The sequence below is a fragment of the Marinobacter sp. AN1 genome (genome assembly GCF_026013985.1).
Taxonomy (GTDB): domain Bacteria; phylum Pseudomonadota; class Gammaproteobacteria; order Pseudomonadales; family Oleiphilaceae; genus Marinobacter; species Marinobacter segnicrescens.
The window spans coordinates 309,567-329,120 of the sequence record NZ_CP110342.1; the positions used below are offsets into that span (position 1 = coordinate 309,567).

Genomic DNA, 19,554 nt, shown 5'->3' on the forward strand with positions numbered 1-19,554 from the left:
TTTGCCTCCTGTTGTCTGAAGTCTATTGGAACAAATAACGTGGCGGGGCCCTGCTGTCGTCGTCCGAACCGACGAAGCAGGGGCGCTGCTGGACAGGGCTGTTGGCTCAGATACCCCGGAAGCTGGCGAAGTCTTCCAGGGCGGCACGGCGGGTGCGGAGCTCGTTGACCGGGTCTTCCTCATCCATGTAGCCGATGGACATACCGGTGAACAGCATGAGGTCGTCTGGGGGATTCAGGAAATCCTGTAACGACCTGTGATAGAGGCTCCAGCACTCCTGGGCGCAGGAGTCCAGGCCTTCCTCGCGAAGCAGTAGCATCACCGTCTGCAGGAACATGCCCAGGTCGGACCACTGGGGCGGGCCCATCTGCCGATCCACGTAGCAGAACAGGGCCAGAGGCGCGTTGAAGAACTGATAGTTCCTGGCAAACCAGCCCATACGGCCGGCCTTGTCATCCCGGGGAATGCCCAGCAAGCCGTACATGTCTTCCCCGACCTGGAAACGGTAATCCCGGTAAGGGGACTTGAGGCTCGGCGGATAGACACTGTATTCCGGGTCTTCCCCGGTAGGTGCCTCTTTTACCCGTGTGGCCATGATCTCCTTGAATGCCCTGAGGTCATCGCCACCAACGACATACAGTTGCCAGGGCTGCAGGTTGCCGCCCGAAGGTGAGCGCGCGGCCTTTTCCAGCACTCGCCGGATGACGGCGCCGTCCACCGGCTGGTCGGTGAAGCCGCGCACCGACATGCGTGTGTCGACGGCTTCGGAAACGGTACTGGCCTTGCTTCTCATGGGACATCTCCCTGCTGGTCTTGTTGTCTGGAAAACGGGTTATTGCCACTCATCTTGGCGTTCAGGTAAACCGCTGGCAATCGTCGCTTACGACGAAGTAGCTTGCGATGCCGGCGTGGAAAATGGATCCTAGAAGGTTCATCACTTGCAGGAAAATCGTCTCACCATGAATGCAGAATCCCCATCCGGCGCCGTCTTTCGCGGTGCCCTGACACCCCGCTACACCGACCAGGATACCTGGCGCCACGTTAATAACTCCCGCGCCTACCAGCTGCACATCGAGGCCCGGATGCAGGCCCTGGTTAACCGCTTTGGCCCCGACGCGTGGTTCTCCGACGCCGAGCGCCTGCGTCCATTGCGGGCCATCACCCAGTTCCGGGAAATGAGCTTTTACGGCAGCGATATCCATTTCGTGGTCACCCTCATGGGCGCCAGTCACGACCAGGTACAGCTGCGCACCGAGCTGCACCAGAATGACCAGCTCGTAGGCATTCAGGATGCCTGGCTGGGCGCTTTCCTGAACCATGAGCGGGTGGCTTTGCCGCAGGCTATGTTCAGCAGCTTCCGGAATGATGTGGATGCCGATCCGGCGGCCATGCCGGATGACGGCTACCGCCAGTTTGCCGAAGATTTCGCACACTTCCCGGTCCACCGGGAACTGACGCCCCGCTATGCCGACATGGACGCGGACAGCCAGCGCAGCGAGGCCGCCCTTGCGCGCTACATGGAGCAGGCGCGTTTCGGCACCCTGCAGAACGTGGATATCGGCAACCTGGGCCTGCTGATTGCTGCCATGGACATTACCTACCTCCATTTCCGTCCCAGTTCGACCCCCGTGGAACTGGTAACCGGTGTCAGTCATATCGGAAACACCTCCTTCCACCTGACCGGCGGTGCAAAGAGTCGCCACGGCGTCCATGCCATTGCCAACAGCGTTATGGTCGTTGTGGACCTGGACACCAACCGGCCTGCACCCATCACCGATAACATCCGGACACAGCTGGAAAAACTTCGCCTGTAACCACTCATCACCATCGTCGGACCCCAGCTGAAAACCACGAACAGTTCGTCGGTTTCGACGATGGTGACCCCCTGTGCGGCTACCTACACTGATCTCCACACTACGTTGCCCCGATATCGGTACAACAATAAAAAAGATCAGGAGATCCACATGTTTTCACGCAAATCCCTGCTTTCCCTCGGCGGCCTGTCCGCATCCGTTCTCACCGCTGCAATGCTCGCCGCGCCTGCCCAGGCCCGTACCCTGTCCTACGCGTCGGTCTATCCGGCCGGGTCGGAAGCTGACAAGGCTGTCCACGAGTGGGCAGACAAACTGGAGGAATACTCCGGTGGTGACCTCAAGGCCAAGGTGTTCGCCATGTCACTGCTGAGCGCCTCCGAAGTATCCGCGGGTGTGCGGGATGGTATGGCGGATGTGGGCTACCTGCTGACCGTGTACTTCCCGGCCCAGTTCCCCCATATCAACCTGCTTAATGAGTCCGCCATGCAGGTCAACCTGAAAGACCGTGACCGGCTCAACGGGCTGGGCACCTACGCGTTTGAAGGCGCCATCACCGAGTTCATTTTCTTCAAGTGCCCGGAGTGTCTGCAGGAACTGGCGGAACAGAACCATGTGTATACCGGCAACGTAGCCAGTAGTGGCTATGGCATGATCTGTAATGAACCGGTGGTTAACCCGGAAGATATGGAAGGCCTGCGGATGCGGGTTGCAGGGTCGCACTGGTCCCGCTGGGTATCGGAGTTTGACGGTTCCTCGGTGTCCATGACTATCAGCGAAATTCGTGAGGGTCTCAGCCAGGGCGTACTGGATTGCACCATCTCCTCGCTGCCGGAAATCACCAACCTGAACCTGACCGAAGTCGTTACAGATGTCACCGTAGATCTGCCGGGCGGTATCTATGCCGGCTCCAGTGGCGCCAGTGTCAACAAGGACGTCTGGGCGTCACTGTCCGAGGACCAGCGCAGTGCCATGCTCAAGGCCGGTGCCTATCTGACCGCCATCACGCCATGGCGTTATGAGCAGACCCAGGATGAGGCCCTCGAGGCTGTGCGCCAGAACGGTGGCAACATCCACAACGCGTCGAAGGAGTTCCACGAGGCGACAGAAGCCTTCGTCAAGAAGGATCTCGAGACGATCGTCGAGTATTACAAGGAGCGTCACGGTGTAGAGCGTGGCGGCGAGATGCTGGATGAGTTCGCGGTCCTGCTGGACAAGTGGGTTGACCTGGTTCAGGGCGTCGAAAGCGCTGATGAACTGGCCGAGATCTACTACGACGAAATCTTCGCCAAGGTGGATGTGTCAAAGCACGGGCTCTGAGCAATACCCGACATCCGTTATCAACCGGGTCGCCACGCGACCCGGGTTATTGAATACCCAATGTGATCCGGGGGAACAATGGCAGGTCCACTGACAGGTAAACGCGTTATAGAAATGGTCGGGTTGGGCCCGGCTCCCTTCTGCGGAATGATGCTGGCGGACATGGGAGCGGAGGTGATCCGCATTGACCGTCCCGGTGCTGGCAAGGATGGTGCCTGGAAATACGACATCCTCTCCCGCAACCGCACCACCATCTGCATTGACCTTAAAAAGCAGGAAGGCGTAGAGGCCGTCCTGAAGCTGGTGGAGAAGGCGGATGCGCTCATCGAGGGCTTCCGGCCCGGCGTGATGGAGAAGATCGGGCTGGGCCCTGACCAATGCCTGGCACGCAACCCGGCGCTGGTTTTCGGTCGGATGACCGGCTGGGGGCAACACGGTCCGCTGTCCCATGCCGCTGGCCACGATATGAATTACATCGCCATCAGCGGCGCCTTGCACGCTATCGGCCGCGCGGATGAGCCACCGGTGGTTCCCCTGAACCTGGTGGGTGATTTTGGCGGGGGCGGTATGCTGCTGACGGTAGGGGTCCTTGCGGCCATGCTGGAAGCCGCCGGTTCCGGCAAGGGCCAGGTAATCGATGCTGCCATGACCGATGGTGCCGCGCTGCTGTCTTCCATGATGTACGGCTTCAAGGCCGCCGGGCAGTGGAGCAATAACCGGGGTGAGAACCTACTCGATGGTGGCGCCCACTTCTACGATGTCTACACCTGCGCCGACGGTAAGTACGTGGCGGTCGGGGCGATCGAGCCGAAGTTCTATGCTGAACTGCTCGAACGCTGCGGTCTGGAACAGCAGGCCTTCGAGCCCCAGATGGACCCTCGTCGCTGGCCCATGCTCAAACTCAAGCTGGCGGATGTGTTCCGGACCCGTACCAGGGATGAATGGTGCGAGATCCTGGAGGGCACCGACGCCTGCTTTGCGCCGGTACTGGACTGGGACGAAGCGCCCCTGCACCCCCACAACAAGGCCAGGAATACCTTCGTGGAGTCCGGAGGCTACACCCAGCCGGCGCCCGCGCCCCGTTTCAGCAGAACACCTTCGGATACGCCTGCCGCACCCACTGCGCCGGTGGAGAATCCCGCGGATGTGCTTTCCAGTTGGGGCCTTCCGGATGACCTGATCCGCGCCCTTTAAACCGATTGATGAACCGAGGACTGAATTATGTCGATTGATCTGACGCCGAGCTGGCAAGACGAAGAGCTGTCCATGTTCCGTGACAGCGTGAGTCGCTTCCTGGAAGCCGAAGTGGCGCCCCATGATGCAGAGGCCCGCAAACAGGGTAACGTGGGCCACGGGCTGTGGCGTAAGGCCGGTGAGATGGGCCTGCTGTGTACGGACATTCCCGAAGAGTTCGGCGGTGCCGGCGGCGACTTCCGTCACGAGGCGGTTGTGGCCGAGGAAATGGGCAAGCGCGCCCTGACCGGTCTCAACCATTCGGTTCACAGCATTGTGGCCCACTATTTCCTCAACCACGGTACCGACGAGCAGAAAGAAAAGTACCTGCCCCGCATGGCCCGTGGCGAGCTGGTGGGCGCCATCGCCATGACTGAGCCGGGCACCGGGTCGGACTTGCAGGGTGTGCGCACCCACGCCAAGAAGGACGGCGATCACTATGTGATCAACGGATCAAAGACCTTTATTTCCAACGGTTTCCTGGCCGGCGTGGTACTGGTTGTGGTCAAGACGGACACCAGCCAGGGCGCCAAGGGCATGTCCATCATGATCGTGGAGACCGAGAACCAGCCGGGCTACAAGGTGGGTCGCGTACTGGACAAGATTGGTCTGAAGGCTCAGGACACCTCCGAGCTGTTCTTCGAGGACGTCCGTGTCCACGAAAGCCAGTTGCTCGGCGGCGTAGAAGGCCGTGGTTTCTTCCAGCTGATGGGTGACCTGCCCTATGAGCGTCTGTTCATCGGCGTTGGTGCTCAAGCTGCGATGGAAGGTGCCTACCACGCCACCCTGGACTATGTGCGTGAGCGTACCGCTTTCGGTCAGCCCATCGCTGAGTTCCAGAATACCAAGTTCAAGCTGGCGGAGATTGCCACCACCATTAAGGTGGGGCGTGCGTTTGTGGATGAGTGTGTGCGGGACATGCTGGAAGGCAAGCTGGACACCACCAAGGCGTCCATGGCCAAGCTCTGGGGCAGTGAGAACCAGTGCCGGGTGATTGATGAGTGCCTGCAGCTGTTTGGTGGCTACGGCTACATGAATGAGTACATGATCGGTCGGATGTATACCGATGCCCGTATTCAGCGGATTTACGGTGGTACCAACGAAATCATGAAAGAGGTGATTTCCCGGTCTCTCTGAAGCTTGCTTTGCTGGGTTCAGCTCCCAGACTGGAAAGCTTGGGGGCTGGCTCCGGGGTGGTGGTCCTTTCGCCGCTGCAATTCACGGCCCATCCATGGGCCGACCTTGCACCGCGCCATCCCTGGCGCTGCTCTGCAAGGACCACCACCCCGGATCCGTCAGACTGAGTTGCTGATCGCATTATTGATTGGGCTCGTGTCTGTAAGGGACGAAACTACCGAGGGAAGTCTGGTTTTGTTTAAGCGTTTCCCCGCCAAGGTCTGACGGAGGTGTGGTGGGGGGTGTTTCCGCAGCAGCGCCAGGGATGGCGCGGTGCAAGGTCGGTCCAGGACGGACCGTGAATTGCAGCGGAGGAAACACCCCCCCCCCCACCATGCCTCCAGCCCCCGGGGCCCAAACAAACCGCCACCCCAGAAATTCGATAGAAATACGCCCTTAGTGCGAAACCTCAGACAATACCGAGACGCCGCGCAATAGCCACAGCCTGGGTCCGGCTACTGGCATTCAGCTTGGAGTTAATATTCCTCAGATGGGTCCGCACAGTACTGTCAGAGACAAAAAGCTTCTCCGCCATGGCACTGTTGGAATACCCCTCCGACAATAACTGCAGAACCCGGATTTCCTTGCGGGTGAGGGGGTCCAGCAGAGTGTTTTCAGGCTCGGAGGAAGGGGCCTGCTCCTGGATTTCCGGGCCGAAGGCATCCAGCAGTGACTGGATATAGCCAGCCAGGATCGGATCTGTGCGTTCCCCCTGTTCCTTCAGGCTCTGCGAATAGAGCAGCACGAGTGTACCCGCTGCCGCCCCCTCATCGACGATCAGTCGCAGGTAGCCCTCCGAAGACGCCACGTGCAGGACGTCCGCCATAACCTCCAGTGCGTCTCGCAAGCGGGCGCACCGGTGCAGTGCGATGGCCTTGAGCAGTTTCAGTTTCAGGGCCCGGCGAAAGCGCTGTTCGTCATTGGCGTAGGTCAGTTCCCGCTCCAGTTCGGCCAGTGCCTTGTCCGGATCACCATTGGCGATTTCCATCCGGATCTCGGCCAGCTCCCGGTACTCCAGGTCATTAGCCGGTAGCCGCAGGGTCTGGACCCGTTGCCAGAGATCCTTGTCTCCGGCCCGCTCCAGCTCCTGGCGGGCCGCGTCATAACGCTGTTGCAGTAGAAGTAGGCGGGAGCGTTCAAGCCGTGTTGTTGCGACTACGCGGCTCAGGTTGCGAATGTGGCCCAGGTGTTCCAGTTCGGTCAGGATGCGGAATGCCTGGTCAATTTCACCCTTGGAGAAGGCGATTCGTGCCAGCATGATATCGCTCAGCAGCATATGGTCCGGCAGGCCCACGTCCCGGGCCAGGGGGCCGTAGACGTGCAGCAGGCGGGCGGCCAGGTCCAGCTGGTTCTGTTCGTATATGGCACCGGCATGGAGCACGCCAGCCCAGGCGTTGCCGTTGGCCTGGCTGAAGGATGAGGCCTGGCGGGTGGCGCCTACGGCCAGGCGGAAGCGGGCGGCAGCCTGGCGCTGGCGCCCTTCCTGCATATCGATGATGCCTTCCACGGTTTCCGAATACATCACATTGAACGAGCTGGCATAGGTGCCCTGGGCATCCCGGGCACCGTCCAGAAGCTGCCTGGCCTTGTTGTAAAGGCCCATGACCGAGTAGCTGCTTGCCATGGAGTTGATCAGCGCCATGTCGGCAAAGGGCTGACAGGTCGGCAACTCTGGCAGGCCGCGCTCACCGATTTCGATGGCCTCTTCCTGGCGGTCCATCATGGACAGGGTCAGCGGCCTTATCGCCAGGACATGGGGGCGGATATGCGGGTTGGTGGACTGCTCCAGCCCGGTTTCCTCAAGCATCTCCAGGGCTTCCGTCGGGCCGCGCGTAAAGCACAGGGCCCATACCCAGGTCATCTGAAGTTCTTCATCCTGTTTCAGCTGTTCTGGCGGAATGGTGCTGAACCACTTTGACAGCAGCCGCATGCGACCCTGGGATAGCAGGTTTGACGCATGGATTCGCAACAGACCCAGGGCCCGGTCGTAATCGCCGCCTTCCAGGGCATGGTCAATCGCTGGTACCGGCCGGTTCTCGTTCTCGTACCACTGGGATGCAGCGCGATGCAGGGTGGGAATTTCTTCCGGGTGCTCGGCATTCAGCTGGGCCTTGAGGAATTCCGCAAACAGGCTGTGGTATCGATAGGTGTTTTCTTCGTTATCCAGTGGCGTCAGGAAGGTATGGCTGCTTGCCAGGTGTGACAGCATGGCCTCGGCGTCGGTCCCCGGCAGCAGGGCCTGGCAGATGGATGCGTTCAGGTGGCGCAGTATGCTGGTTCGCAGCAGGAAGTCTCGCACTGCCGGCGGTTGCAGGGCCAGTACGTCATAGGCCAGGTAGTCAGAGATGGTCTGGTCGGCGCCGGAGAAGCGTTCTATGAACGCCTCGGGGGAGTCGTGGCTCTCAAGCGCCAGAGAGGCCAGCCACAGGGCGGTCACCCAGCCTTCAGTGCGGTCATGGATGCGGATCAGGTCTTCCTGGGTCAGTGCCAGGTGCCTGCGGGAAATCAGGAAATCGGTGGTTTCCTCCACAGTGAACCGCAACTGGCGGGCGTCGATCTCCAGGAGTTGGCCCCGGGCCCGCAACCGTCCAAGGCCCAGCTCCGGTAAATTGCGGGTACCGATGACGAACTGGCCACGTCTGGGTAGGTGTTCAACGATCTCCCGTATCAGGCCCAGAACCGCGGTATCCTGCACCCGTTCAAAGTCATCCAGAAAGAGCGCGAAAGCGGACTGGTGTTCTGACAGTCGCGCCACGATATCCAGCGCAGCATCACCGGTAGAGGTAAAGGTGCGGTCTTCGGGAGACCCGGTGTCCTTGCCATCTTCGGTCAGTCTCGAGACGGCGGCATTGAGGTACCACAGGAAACGGGATACGTCGTTGTCGGCATCATCAAGGGTCAGCCAGGCCGTGACCATGCCCTGCTCTTCCATGCGATTCATGCACTGGCTCATGACGGTGGTCTTGCCAAATCCGGCGGGCGCACGAACGAGTACCAGGCGTGCAGCGGAGGCGCCCAGTATCTTGTCCACCACATCGGTACGGGGCACCTGTACTGCCCGTGATGTTGGCGGGTTGAGTTTGCTGGTCATCAGGACCCGATTGGGGGAAGCGGCTGCCATCGGCTATTTGTCCTTATTCTGGGTCGTGGTCGCACTCTGTTGTTGGGAGAATGATATGCGTACCACAGGTCCGACAGTCTATGCCGACTGGCGAGTGCCCCGCAAGTGCTGAGCAAGGTCAATAATTGCTTGTAAATCAATCCTGTGCAAATGGCATCTTTTTGTGCCCCCGGGTTTCCTCCGGCAATTCGTCGGATACGACGATGCTGGCTCCGGGGGGAGTACCTAATCTGTGCCCAAGGTTCGCGCCCTGCCTCCGGGGCAAAACCAGTGTGTATTCCCTCACATAGCTGAACAAACCAGATATCAGGATAAAAAGGAAACGCTATGAAGCTCGACTCTTCTATCAGTGCGGTGGTAACCGGCGGTGCATCCGGTATTGGTGAGGCCGTGGCCCGCCGGCTGGCGGCATCCGGCGTCAAGGTGGCGATTTTTGACTTCAATGAGGAGCGCGGTGAAGCCATCGCTGCCGAGCTGGGCGGCGTGTTCTGCAAGGTGGATGTGACCTCTGAAGAAGCGGTTGACGCAGGCCTGGAGAAGGCCCGCGCTGCCATCGGCCAGGAGCGTATCCTGGTTAACTGTGCCGGTACCGGTAATGCCCACAAGACAGCCAGCCGCGCCAAGCAGACTGGTGAAATCAAGCACTTTCCCTTGTCTGAGTTCGAGAAGATCATCCAGATCAACCTGATTGGCAGTTTCCGCTGTGCCGCCAAGAGTGCCGCCGGGATGCTGAGCCTTGAGGGAATGGAAGACGGTGAGCGTGGTGTTATCGTCAATATCTCGTCCGTCGCCGCCCAGGATGGCCAGATTGGCCAGGCCGCCTATTCCGCCTCCAAGGCCGGTGTGGTAGGCATGACCCTGCCCATGGCCCGGGATCTGATGAATGAAGGCGTGCGGGTCAACACCATCATGCCGGGACTGATCAACACGCCGCTGATGAACGGCCTGCCGGACAATGTGAAAGAAGCGCTGGCCGCTTCCGTGCCATTCCCCAAGCGGCTGGGTGAACCGGACGAGATCGCCTCCGTTGTAGAGCTGATGGTCACCAACGGCTACTTCAACGGTGAAAGCGTTCGCCTGGACGGCGCCATCCGTATGGCGCCCCGTTAAGACAGTCAGGCTCGCATTTCGTCGCTTTCGACGACGCCGGGGCAGTGTGTGAACGCAAGAATGGCGCCACACGTTCCGGCACAATCCGGCCCAGAGCTGGCCGGACCGTAGCTGAATCAAATGCGCCGCAGGGCGGCCAAAACGAGGATAGTAAAATGGCAGAAGCATATATTGTAGCCGCATCACGTACCGCTGGCGGCCGCCGTGGTGGCCGTCTTTCAGGCTGGCATTCCACCGACCTGGCCGGTCTTGTGCTGAATGACCTGGTGGACCGTGTCGATGCAGACCCCAAGCTGATCGACGACGTTATCATGGGCTGTGTCATGCAGGTTGGCGAGCAGTCCACCAATATTGCCCGTAACGCGGTGCTGGCTTCCAAGTTGCCGGAATCTGTACCTGGCACCTCTGTTGACCGTCAGTGTGGCAGCTCACAGCAGGCCCTTCACTTTGCGGCTCAGGCCGTAATGTCCGGCAGCCAGGACGTTGTGATCGCAGCTGGTGTGGAAAGCATGACCCGTACCCCCATGGGTTCCGCCCTGTTCCTGGCCCAGAAAGCCAACATGGCAGACCATTACATGGGCCCGGCGATCCGCGAGCGTTACCCGGACGTGCCTGAGTTCAGCCAGTTCATGGGCGCCGAAATGATGGCCAAGAAATATGGTTTCAGCCGGGAAGACCTTCACAAGTTCTCCCTGGAAAGCCACAAGCGCGCCATTGCAGCCACTGAAGCCGGAAAGTTCAAGAACGAGATCCTGCCGGTGCAGGTCAATACCGCTGAAGGTGGACTGCAGGATGAAATGCACCTGGTGGACGAGGGCATCCGCTTCGACGCGACCCTGGAAGGCATTGCGTCAGTGAAGCCCATTCAGGAGGGCGGCTTTATCAGTGCTTCCGTGGCCAGCCAGATCTGTGATGGCGCCACCGGCGTCATGGTGGTCAGTGAGAAAGGCCTGAAAGCACTGGGCGTTGAGCCGTTGGCCCGTATCCATCATATGAGCGTGATTGGTCATGACCCCGTAATCATGCTGGAAGCCCCGGTACCTGCTACCCAGGCTGCACTGAAAAAGACAGGCCTGAGCATCAATGACATTGACCTGTTTGAGGTCAACGAGGCCTTTGCTCCTGTGCCCATGGCCTGGCTTCAGGTAACCGGCGCGGATCCGGAGCGTCTTAACGTGAATGGTGGCGCTATCGCGCTGGGTCATCCGCTGGGTGCATCCGGCACCAAGCTGATGACTACACTGGTCAACGCCCTGCACGACCGAGGCGGTCGCTATGGTCTGCAGACCATGTGTGAAGGTGGCGGCATGGCCAACGTGACCATCATCGAGCGGCTCTGACGGTCTGAGGGTGGCTGCTTCGGGCCACCCTCATTTCCTCCGCCCGCAGCCATACAATAACAATCAGCCCCCATGGGCAAGGAGGTTGCACTATGTTTGCAATCGGTCGGTTCCTGTCGAAGATAACCAACGTGATATCCATTATCGGCGGTCTGGCGATCGCACTGATGATGTTCCACATCACCGCTGATGTGGTCGGGCGTTACTTCTTCAACGCGCCCATCCCGGGCACCATCACCATCGTTTCCTACTACTACATGTCCATCGCGGCCTTTATTCCGCTGGCGTTTGCGGAGCAAAAGGATGCGCACATCTCTGTTGAGGTGATTACCGAACACATGCCGGCCTGGCTGCGCCACAACCTGGAGCGCTTCGCCATGCTGTGTTCGCTGGTGGTGTTCAGCTTCCTGGCGGTCCGTACCTTTGGCGAGGCCCAGAAAAAGTACTCAATGGGTGCCTCCATCGTTCAGGGCAACTCGGATATTTCCATCTGGGTGACCTATTACATGTTGCCCCTGGGCGCCGGTCTGATGACGCTGGTGGTGCTGTATAAGCTGATCAACAGCTTCCTGCCCCATGAGAGCGGCCTGGACACGGAACGTGCTGAAGCCGACGAACTCGACCCGGACTGACGAGAGATAACAACAATGAGTGACGTACAGATTGGCCTCACCGGTCTTGGCCTGATTATCTTCCTGATTGCGCTGCGCATTCCTATTGGTGTCACGCTGATTGGCGTGTCCTTCGGTGGCCTGTGGTATCTGATGGGCTTCAATGTGGCCTGGGGCTCCATTGGCATCATTCCCTACCAGTTTGCCGCCAACTGGGTGCTCAGCTCGGTGCCCATGTTCCTCTTGCTGGGCTTTATCTGCTATCACACCCAGCTCACCCAGGGCATGTTCCGGGCAGCGCGGATGTGGCTGTCCGGTATCCCCGGGGGGCTGGCGATTGCGGCTATTTTCGGTTCCGCCGGCTTTGCGGCGGTGTCCGGTTCCTCGGTGGCCTGCTCGGCGGCCATGGGCCGGATCGCAGTGCCGGAGATGGTTAAGTATCGCTATAACCCGGAACTGGCCACCGGTACCGTGGCGGTAGCGGGTACGATCGGGGCGTTGATTCCGCCGTCCATCATCATGATCCTGTACGGCATCATCGCCCAGGAGTCCATCACCGGGCTGTTCCTTGGTGGTATCTCCGCCGGTATCCTCACCGCCATCGGCTATATCGCCGTGGTACTGATACGGGTGAAACTGAACCCGGAACTGGCGCCGGACACCAACGAACATATTCCGTTCGCAGACAAGGTCTGGGCCCTGAAGGACACCTGGCCGGTGATCCTGATCATGATCGGTATCTTCGGGGGCCTGTTTGGCGGTATCTTCACGCCGACCGAGGCCGGTGCCGTGGGTGCCTTCCTGTCGCTGGTGGTGGCTGCCATCAAGCGCAGCCTGACCTGGCAGCGGTTCCGGGATGCCATCCTGGAAACCCTGCTGACCACCAGTGCGCTGATCATCATCGCCGTGGGTGCCAGCCTGCTGACCCGCTTCCTGGCGCTCTCCGGTGCCGGTGACTTCCTGTCCGACTGGATCATCGGCCTGGATGCCGGTGTGGTGATCATCCTGCTGGCCATCGTGCTGATCTACGTGCTGCTGGGCATGTTCCTGGAGCCCATCGGCGCCATGCTGCTGACCCTGCCCATCGTGTTGCCGATCATCGACAACCTGGGCCTGAGCCTGCTGTGGTTCGGTGTGGTGCTGACCAAGCTGCTGGAGATCGGCATGATCACGCCACCGATTGGCATGAACGTGTTCGTCATTAAGAGTGTGGTGGGTAAGCTGGTCACCACGGCGCAGGTGTTCAGAGGGATCTTCTGGTTCCTCATCATGGACCTGTTCGTCCTGTTCCTGCTGATGACCTTCCCGGATATCATTCTGTTCCTGCCGGGACTTGGGTAGTCGCTGATTAGCTAGCCCTGTAATGTGAAAAACGAAGGCCAGGCCGGGATATCCGGTCTGGCTTTTTGCTTTAGCGCAAGAGGCCCGTCTGCAGAGTTCGGGCTCCGGGGTGGGGGTGGTCTTTCAGAGCAGGGGCAGGGAAGCCCCGGAAGCGTTGGGGTGGCAGGACGCCCCTCCGACGCGGCGGCGAAAGACCACCCCCGGCGCGGAGCTTCATCCCAAGCCTGAGGGCCTGGTGTTATCGACCAACAAATTCGCTAATCAAATTGTAGGTATCCGAACAGGTCTCAGGCACAAGGTCTTCAAGGTTAAGGTAGGCATGGATCATGTCGGCGTAGTCTTTTAGCTGACACGCCACACCGGCACCCTCGAGCTTGCGGGCATAGGCCACACCTTCATCGTGCAGGGGGCAGTAGCCGGCGGTGATGACCAGTGTGGCAGGCATGCCGTCAGGTACCGGCATATGCAGCGGCGAGGCCGCCCTGCGGTCTTCGCCATCGGCAAAGTAATGGTCGAAGTACCAGCGAATACGGGGTTCCTCCAGCAGGTAACCGTCACCATGCCCGGTAATGGATGGGTGGTCCATGGTGTAGTCCAGGCTCGGATAGATGAGTACCTGATGGGAGAGGTTCAGCTCCGTGTTGCCTGCCAGTTGCCGGCTGACGGTGGCCGCATAGGTGGCCCCACCGGAATCGCCGGCAAGTACCAGCCGCCGCTCGAAGGGAACTTGCGCCTGTTCCAGGAACGCCCATACCTGACGGGTAACATTGAGGCAGTCAGTAAGTCCGCCCGGATAAGGCGTTTCCGGCGCGAGCCGGTAATCCACCGAAAGCACCAGCATGCCCGTGGCCTCGGCCAGCTTCCGGGCTATGGGGTCGTAGACAGCGACGCTGCCTGCCATATGGCCGCCACCATGGAAGAACACCATAACGGGCCTGGCGGTATCCGGTTGGGGGTGATAGAGCCGCACCGGTACTGGACCGTCCGGGGTTTCTGCCAGCAGGTCCCGGACCAGAGGCAGTTCTGGTGCCCTGGTGACAAAGGTGGTCGTCAGACCGGCCAGGCTGTCCCGGACCATCTGGGGGGTGGCTTCCACGCCGCGGGCTTTTTGTTCGGCGACCATGGGGTTGAGCTGGTCAAGCCAGGCGCGCAGGTTGGGATGTACGTCGGTCATCAGGTTGCTCCGGTGCGGGCGGGGTCAGTGCTGGAACAGGACCAGCGCTTCGCCGTCACAGATCAGGCGGCCATCGCGGCCGGTACAGACGGTTGTCAGGTTCACCAGCGCTTTGTCCCGCCGCAGGCGGCTGATAGTCACGCTGGCCTGCAGGGCTTCACTGGTGTCGGCGGCGGTGTGAAAGGTCATGGCCTGTTTCAGGTAATTGGTGCCGTGGCCAGGCAGGTCTTCTCCAAGCAGGCAGGAGAACAGGCCGGCGATCAGCGGTTCGGGAACCCCCGGCCAGTCCTGGTCAAGCTGGCAAAGCTCGCACCATTCGCGGACATCTTCTGCGGTGAAGGTCCGGTTCAGCTTGGCTGACTGTCCTTCTTTCAGGGCATCAAAGCGGTCCAGGTTCATGATGCCTCCTTTTCAGGCACAGTCAGTTCGCACTCGCCGGTCAGGCAGGTTTCTCCGTCCGGTCGGGTGATGGTGGTTTTCAGAACCAGGCGGTCTCCTTCCGCTTTTTGTTGCTCCACCACCAACGCCAGGGTGTCGCCGGCGTAGGCAGGGGAGGGGAACATCAGGCTCTGGCGGTTGAGTGTCGACCCCGGCCATGTCTGGGCCAGCAGGCTGCGAACCACGCTGAACAGCAACATGCCGTGGGATACCGTGCGGCCGAAGCTGGTGCGGGCGGAGAACTCCGGGTCTACATGGATCGGATTGTGGTCGCCGCTGAGCCTGGCGAACCGGTCAAAGTCTTCCTGGGTAAGCATGAAATTCTGCTCACAGGGGATATTGGCATCACTCATTGTTCAGTCCTGTCTGAGTACCTGCTTGGTAACCTTGCCCAGCGCATTGCGCGGCAGTTCATCCACCACCTGGAAATACTTGGGCACCTTGTAACCGGCCAGGCGCTCGCGGCACCAGGCATTGAGGGTGGCAGGATCCGGTTCCTGGCTGTCGGGTCGGAGGCACAGGAAGGCCTTGCCTACCTCGCCCCACTTTTCGTCCGCAACACCCACCACAGCCACTTCGCTGACTGCCGGGTGCTCCACCAGGACCCGCTCTACCTCGGCGGGATAGACGTTCTCGCCGCCAGAAATGAACATGTCTTTCCAGCGGTCGACGATGTAGTAGCAGCCGTCCTTATCGCAGCGGGCCACATCACCGCTGTGGAGCCAGCCGTCGGGTTCGATGGCATCGGCTGTTGCGTCCGGACGGTTCCAGTAGCCGGGGGTGACATTGGGCCCACGGATCAGCAGTTCGCCGGACTCTCCCTGAGCAACGTCCTTGCCGTCAGTGCCGACGATGCGCACTTCCGTGAGCAGTTGCGGGCGACCCACCGAGCCAATCTTGTCCAGCACATCGGCCTCGTCCAGCAGGAAGACAGTGGGGCCGGTTTCGGTCATGCCCATACCGGTACGCACGCGGATACCCTGTTCGACGAACCGGCGGGCCACCGGCAAGGCCAGCGGGGCGCCACCACAGCCCCAGGAGCGAACATTGCGCAACCGGTCACCGCTGAACGCGGGGTGTTCCAGGATGGCCTGGTACACCGCCGGTACGCCGAAGAAGATAGTGGCGCGGTTCTCCAGTACGTCCATGGCCTGGTCGGGTTCGAAAGTCCTGGCCACCAGCACCGTGCCTCCAGCAAGGAACACGGCGGACGAGTACAGGTTAATGCCGGCGGTATGGAACAGGGGCAGCACATTGAGCAGCGTGTCCTGTCCCGTCAGGTCCACCGCCAGGCCAATGTTCAGGTAGTTGCTCATCATCATGCGGAAGGTCTGGATCACCCCCTTGGGGCGGCCAGTGGTTCCGGAGGTGTAGAGCAGGTACCAGGGTGTGTCCGGGTCCCGGTCGGGGTGTGGTGTGAGCTCCGGGGTGGTTTCCGCAAGGTCCGTGTCATAGTGGCGGCAACCTTCCGCCTTGCCATCAAGGTCTACGAGTACCGCGGCGTGGCCGGACGCCATGAGTTCTTGAGCACTGTCGGTGAATTCCTCGCCAAAGATCAGCGCTTTGGGAGTACAGTCCTCCATCAACTGCTCAAGCTCGGGTTGGGCCAGGCGCCAGTTCAGGGGGACCAGGACAAGGCCGGCCTTGGCGCAGCCAAAGAGCATGACAAAGAACTCTGCCCGGCTGTGGCCCAGGAAGGCAATGCGGTCGCCTTCACCCAGGCCCCAGGTGCCACGGGCGGCTGCTGCAAACCGTGCAGCCTGTTCGTTGAGCTGCCGGTAGTTATACGAGGATCCTGACGCCAGGTCTTCCAGGGCCAGGCGGTCGGGGGTCACGCGGGCCCGGTGGCCCGCCAGGTCAAACCAGTTCATGCACTCCTCCCGAGAAAGGCGGCCATACCGCGATCGGCCTCATCGGTTGTGATCTGTTCCAGGAATTCCTGTCGCTCCCGTTCCAGTGCGACGGCTGTATGTTGCGGATCGGGCCGGTTCAGCCGCAGGGTGCGGGCAATGCTTCCTGTCTTGTGACCGCTCAGGGTGGTTGCGAGAGATAGCGCCGTGGCCAGTTCTTCCCCGGCTGCGGTCCCGTATTGGGCCAGCCCCCAGCTCAGGGCATCGTCTCGGGTAATGGTGCGGTTGGTGAGTTGCACGTCCAGGGCCCGACCCCGGCCTATACGTTCCGGGAGCAGGGCGGTCCAGCCGCCGTCCGGACTGTACCCTACGACGGTGTACCAGGGTGCGAAGCTGGCTTTAGGCCCGGCCACCACGATGTCACTGGCCAGCACCAGCCCGATGGAGCCCCCGGTGACCATGCCGTGCACTGCGGTGATGGTAGGAACTGGCAGCTCCAGCAGCTGACAGATCACCTTGTTAAGGGTGCCTACCACGGTACTGGCGTAGGTGTGCCGCTCCGCTCTCGGCGTATCGTAGAAACCGGCCACGTCGCCACCGGTGGAGAAGGATTTGCCGGCCGCATCAATCACTAGCACATTCGGCAAATCCTGTCGGCACTGGTTGAGCGCGCGTTCAAGGTCTTCGAGCAGTTCAGGTACCAGGGCGTTGTGCCGTTCAGGACGGTTCAGGGTCAGCCTGCCAATACCGTTTTCTACCCGGTAGATAACGTGGCGGTAGCGATTCTCACTCATCCCTTGTCCCTCCCGTTCAGCGCCAGGCCGTTACGGAACAGGTCCGAGATGGTTTCCACGATGGGGTCGAAGGCGCCGTCACCCTGTTTCGCGCGCTGATCCCACAGGGCGTACTTCAGCCCGAGGAAATGGGACAGGCCCATCAGGGCCCAGGCCCGGTGCTGGTTGTTGCCTGCGCGGATCTCGCCCTTGCGGGCGGCAGCATTGAGCATGTCGGTGTAACCCCGGGCAAAGGTTTCGTAGTACTCCTGGTAGATGGCTTCGTCTACGAACTGGGCCTCCTGCAGAACCCGGTAGAGGGAAGGGTGGTCAGCCAGGTACTGGAGGAAGGCTCGCAGGCCCTGTTCTTCCGCTTCCAGCCGGTCACCGGAGCTGATTACCTGGGCCGCCAGGTGGGCGCGCAGCTTGTGGCCCAGGTCCATCACCAGCTCCCGCAGGATTTCTTCCTTGCTGGTGAAGTAGGTGTAGAAGGTGCCCTGGGCGACCCCGGCGGCCCTGGTGATGTCAGTGACGCCGGCGCGGTGATAGCCAAGGCTGCCGAATGTCTCTTCCGCGGCTACCAGTATCTTTGCCCGGGTGCGCGCGCCCCGGGCGGTTTTTGGTGCGCCCGGAGACTGCGGGGCTTGTGTTGTTGTACTCATCAGCCTGTTCCTTTCGCGTCGGTGGCAGGGCGGAATAGTGTCCGCTCCCCGGGTAGAGTGGGTGACTTTTCTGATGATTTATCATCACGAAACATGAATCGGTCGTCAACTAATTTAGAAAGGTGCGGTAAGCCTGTCAAGGCGGATAGTCCCCTTATTAGTGGTCTTACAGGCTATTTTCTAGTTTATTTCTATCGATAGTTGAGTGATTGATAGGCAAAAACCTGCACTTTTTTCTTGATAAAACCTGAATCAGTTGTCATATTTTATCCCGAACAACGACAAAAGGTGTGGTGTCCGACAGGTTCACCGCTCGCCTAACAGTAACGCCCGACAACAAGAACAGGGGATAGTGTTATGAAGCGCATCATGCTTGCAGCCGCCATTTCCATGGGGGCGGTTTCCGTCCAGGCAGCCGACTCCATCCGCATTGCCCATGTCACCGGTTTTACCGGACCGCTGGCGCCCTACGCCGAGCAGCTGGATATTGGTCTGAACATGGGTTTTGAGTACGCCACCGACGGCACCATGAAAATCGAGGGCCGTCAGATCGAGATCTCCCGCAAGGACACCCAGCTGGACCCGGCCCGGGCCCGCGCGCTGGTAGAGGAAGCCTATGCAGAGGATGACGCGCACATCGTGGTGGGACCGGTGTCTTCCGGTGTCGCCCTGGCGACCTTGCCGCTGGCCCAGGACTACGAGCGCATCATCATGCCGGAAGGGGTGGCGGATGCCATCACCGGTGCCGAGTGGAACCGCTACGTGTTCCGGGTAGGCCGTAACTCCTCACAGGATGCCGTCTCCAATGCGGTTGCCCTGGGTGAGCCCGGTGTGTGTGTATCCACTATTGCCCAGGACTACGCGTTTGGCCGTGACGGTGTTGCCGCCTATAAAGAAGCGATGGAAGGCGAAGGAGGCAAGATTGTCCACGAGGAGTACCTGCCCACCGATGCTACCGACTTTACCGCGGCGGCTCAGCGCCTGTTTGACTCCCTGAAGGATCGCAGTGACTGTGAAAAGGGCAAGTACATCTTTGCCATCTGGGCTGGCTCTTCCAACCCGCTGGGCCGTATCCAGGACCTGGACCCGAGCCGGTTCGGCATCAAACTGGCTACCGGGGGCAATATTCTGGCAGCACTGGTTGGATACTCGGACTTCCCGGGCATGCAGGGTGCCGGCTTCTATTATTTCGAATCGCCGGATAACGAGATCAACGACTGGCTTGTGGAGCAGCACTTTGATCGCCACAACGCGGCCCCGGATTTCTTCACCGCCCAGGGCTTTGCCCAGGCGATGGCGATTACTGAAGCCATTCGCAAGGCCGGTGGCTCCACAGACACCGAGGATCTGATCGCCGCCTTTGAGGGCCTCACCTTCCAGACCCCGAAAGGTGAAATGGAGATCCGTGCCGAGGACCACCAGGCCATGCAGGACATGTATCACTTCGAGATTGAAGTGGAAGAGCGTGATGACTGGTTTGCAGGTCGCACTGTCGAAGCGGGCGTGCCCAAGCTGATCCGTATTATTGATCGCAGTGAAATGGACATCCCGGTCCGTAACTGAACGATTCCCTCCTGGAAGGCCCCCGGATCCC

At 60.4% G+C, this 19,554-nt stretch carries 17 protein-coding genes; 9 read left to right on the forward strand and 8 right to left on the reverse strand.

Going from position 1 to position 19,554, the window contains the following annotated elements:
- Nucleotides 1–106: 106 nt before the first annotated feature.
- Nucleotides 107–793 (reverse strand): nitroreductase, encoded by a 687-nt coding sequence (locus tag LJ360_RS01380; RefSeq protein WP_091848959.1) that lies wholly within the window; start codon nt 791–793, stop codon nt 107–109.
- Between the two features lie 166 nt (nt 794–959).
- Here LJ360_RS01380 and LJ360_RS01385 point away from each other — a divergent pair, with 166 nt between their 5' ends.
- From LJ360_RS01385 to LJ360_RS01400, 4 genes are all read left to right on the forward strand, one after another.
- Nucleotides 960–1,814: an acyl-CoA thioesterase gene (locus tag LJ360_RS01385; RefSeq protein ID WP_091848958.1), complete on the forward strand. Its 855-nt coding sequence runs from the start codon at nt 960–962 to the stop codon at nt 1,812–1,814.
- 150 nt (nt 1,815–1,964) lie between these two features.
- A complete protein-coding gene (locus LJ360_RS01390; protein ID WP_264995031.1) occupies nt 1,965–3,131 on the forward strand; it encodes a C4-dicarboxylate TRAP transporter substrate-binding protein in 1,167 nt (388 codons plus the stop codon).
- Nucleotides 3,132–3,209: 78 nt separating this feature from the next.
- Nucleotides 3,210–4,325, forward strand: a complete 1,116-nt coding sequence (locus LJ360_RS01395; RefSeq protein WP_091848956.1) for a CaiB/BaiF CoA transferase family protein — start codon at nt 3,210–3,212, stop codon at nt 4,323–4,325.
- Nucleotides 4,326–4,352: 27 nt separating this feature from the next.
- Nucleotides 4,353–5,501: an acyl-CoA dehydrogenase family protein gene (locus LJ360_RS01400; protein ID WP_091848955.1), complete on the forward strand. Its 1,149-nt coding sequence runs from the start codon at nt 4,353–4,355 to the stop codon at nt 5,499–5,501.
- Between the two features lie 448 nt (nt 5,502–5,949).
- On the opposite strand, the gene LJ360_RS01405 is transcribed toward LJ360_RS01400, so the two are convergent.
- Nucleotides 5,950–8,661 carry a LuxR C-terminal-related transcriptional regulator gene (locus tag LJ360_RS01405; RefSeq protein WP_264995032.1) on the reverse strand — a complete coding sequence of 904 codons (2,712 nt, stop codon included), beginning with the start codon at nt 8,659–8,661 and terminating at the stop codon, nt 5,950–5,952.
- A 327-nt stretch (nt 8,662–8,988) separates the two neighbouring features.
- Between LJ360_RS01405 and LJ360_RS01410 the strand changes: the two genes are divergently transcribed.
- The 4 genes from LJ360_RS01410 to LJ360_RS01425 all read left to right on the forward strand — a co-directional run bounded on the left by LJ360_RS01410 (nt 8,989) and on the right by LJ360_RS01425 (nt 13,063).
- Nucleotides 8,989–9,771 (forward strand): SDR family NAD(P)-dependent oxidoreductase, encoded by a 783-nt coding sequence (locus LJ360_RS01410; RefSeq protein ID WP_091848953.1) that lies wholly within the window; start codon nt 8,989–8,991, stop codon nt 9,769–9,771.
- 155 nt (nt 9,772–9,926) lie between these two features.
- A complete protein-coding gene (locus LJ360_RS01415; RefSeq protein ID WP_264995033.1) occupies nt 9,927–11,111 on the forward strand; it encodes an acetyl-CoA C-acetyltransferase in 1,185 nt (394 codons plus the stop codon).
- Between the two features lie 92 nt (nt 11,112–11,203).
- Nucleotides 11,204–11,743 carry a TRAP transporter small permease gene (locus tag LJ360_RS01420; RefSeq protein ID WP_091848951.1) on the forward strand — a complete coding sequence of 180 codons (540 nt, stop codon included), beginning with the start codon at nt 11,204–11,206 and terminating at the stop codon, nt 11,741–11,743.
- A gap of 15 nt (nt 11,744–11,758) precedes the next feature.
- Nucleotides 11,759–13,063, forward strand: coding sequence for a TRAP transporter large permease (locus tag LJ360_RS01425; protein WP_264995034.1), 1,305 nt, complete (start codon nt 11,759–11,761; stop codon nt 13,061–13,063).
- Nucleotides 13,064–13,301: 238 nt separating this feature from the next.
- On the opposite strand, the gene LJ360_RS01430 is transcribed toward LJ360_RS01425, so the two are convergent.
- Genes LJ360_RS01430 through LJ360_RS01455 form a run of 6 tightly spaced genes read right to left on the reverse strand, consistent with a single transcriptional unit; the run spans nt 13,302 to nt 17,960 of the window.
- Nucleotides 13,302–14,237 carry an alpha/beta hydrolase gene (locus LJ360_RS01430; RefSeq protein WP_091848949.1) on the reverse strand — a complete coding sequence of 312 codons (936 nt, stop codon included), beginning with the start codon at nt 14,235–14,237 and terminating at the stop codon, nt 13,302–13,304.
- Between the two features lie 24 nt (nt 14,238–14,261).
- Complete coding sequence (locus tag LJ360_RS01435) at nt 14,262–14,636, reverse strand: hypothetical protein (RefSeq protein ID WP_091848948.1); 375 nt, start codon at nt 14,634–14,636, stop codon at nt 14,262–14,264.
- Entirely contained in the window at nt 14,633–15,028 is a 396-nt protein-coding gene (locus LJ360_RS01440; RefSeq protein WP_091848947.1) for a MaoC family dehydratase, read from the reverse strand. The genes LJ360_RS01435 and LJ360_RS01440 overlap by 4 nt, the downstream gene beginning before the upstream one ends.
- 3 nt (nt 15,029–15,031) lie before the next feature.
- Nucleotides 15,032–16,546, reverse strand: coding sequence for an acyl-CoA synthetase (locus LJ360_RS01445; RefSeq protein ID WP_264995035.1), 1,515 nt, complete (start codon nt 16,544–16,546; stop codon nt 15,032–15,034).
- On the reverse strand, nt 16,543–17,319 hold the full coding sequence (locus LJ360_RS01450; RefSeq protein ID WP_264995036.1) for an enoyl-CoA hydratase/isomerase family protein: 777 nt from the start codon (nt 17,317–17,319) through the stop codon (nt 16,543–16,545). The genes LJ360_RS01445 and LJ360_RS01450 overlap by 4 nt, the downstream gene beginning before the upstream one ends.
- Nucleotides 17,316–17,960 carry a TetR/AcrR family transcriptional regulator gene (locus LJ360_RS01455; protein ID WP_091848944.1) on the reverse strand — a complete coding sequence of 215 codons (645 nt, stop codon included), beginning with the start codon at nt 17,958–17,960 and terminating at the stop codon, nt 17,316–17,318. Before LJ360_RS01455 ends, LJ360_RS01450 begins: the two co-directional genes overlap by 4 nt.
- Before the next feature lie 357 nt (nt 17,961–18,317).
- Here LJ360_RS01455 and LJ360_RS01460 point away from each other — a divergent pair, with 357 nt between their 5' ends.
- Nucleotides 18,318–19,523 carry a substrate-binding domain-containing protein gene (locus tag LJ360_RS01460; protein ID WP_264995037.1) on the forward strand — a complete coding sequence of 402 codons (1,206 nt, stop codon included), beginning with the start codon at nt 18,318–18,320 and terminating at the stop codon, nt 19,521–19,523.
- Nucleotides 19,524–19,554 lie beyond the last annotated feature (31 nt).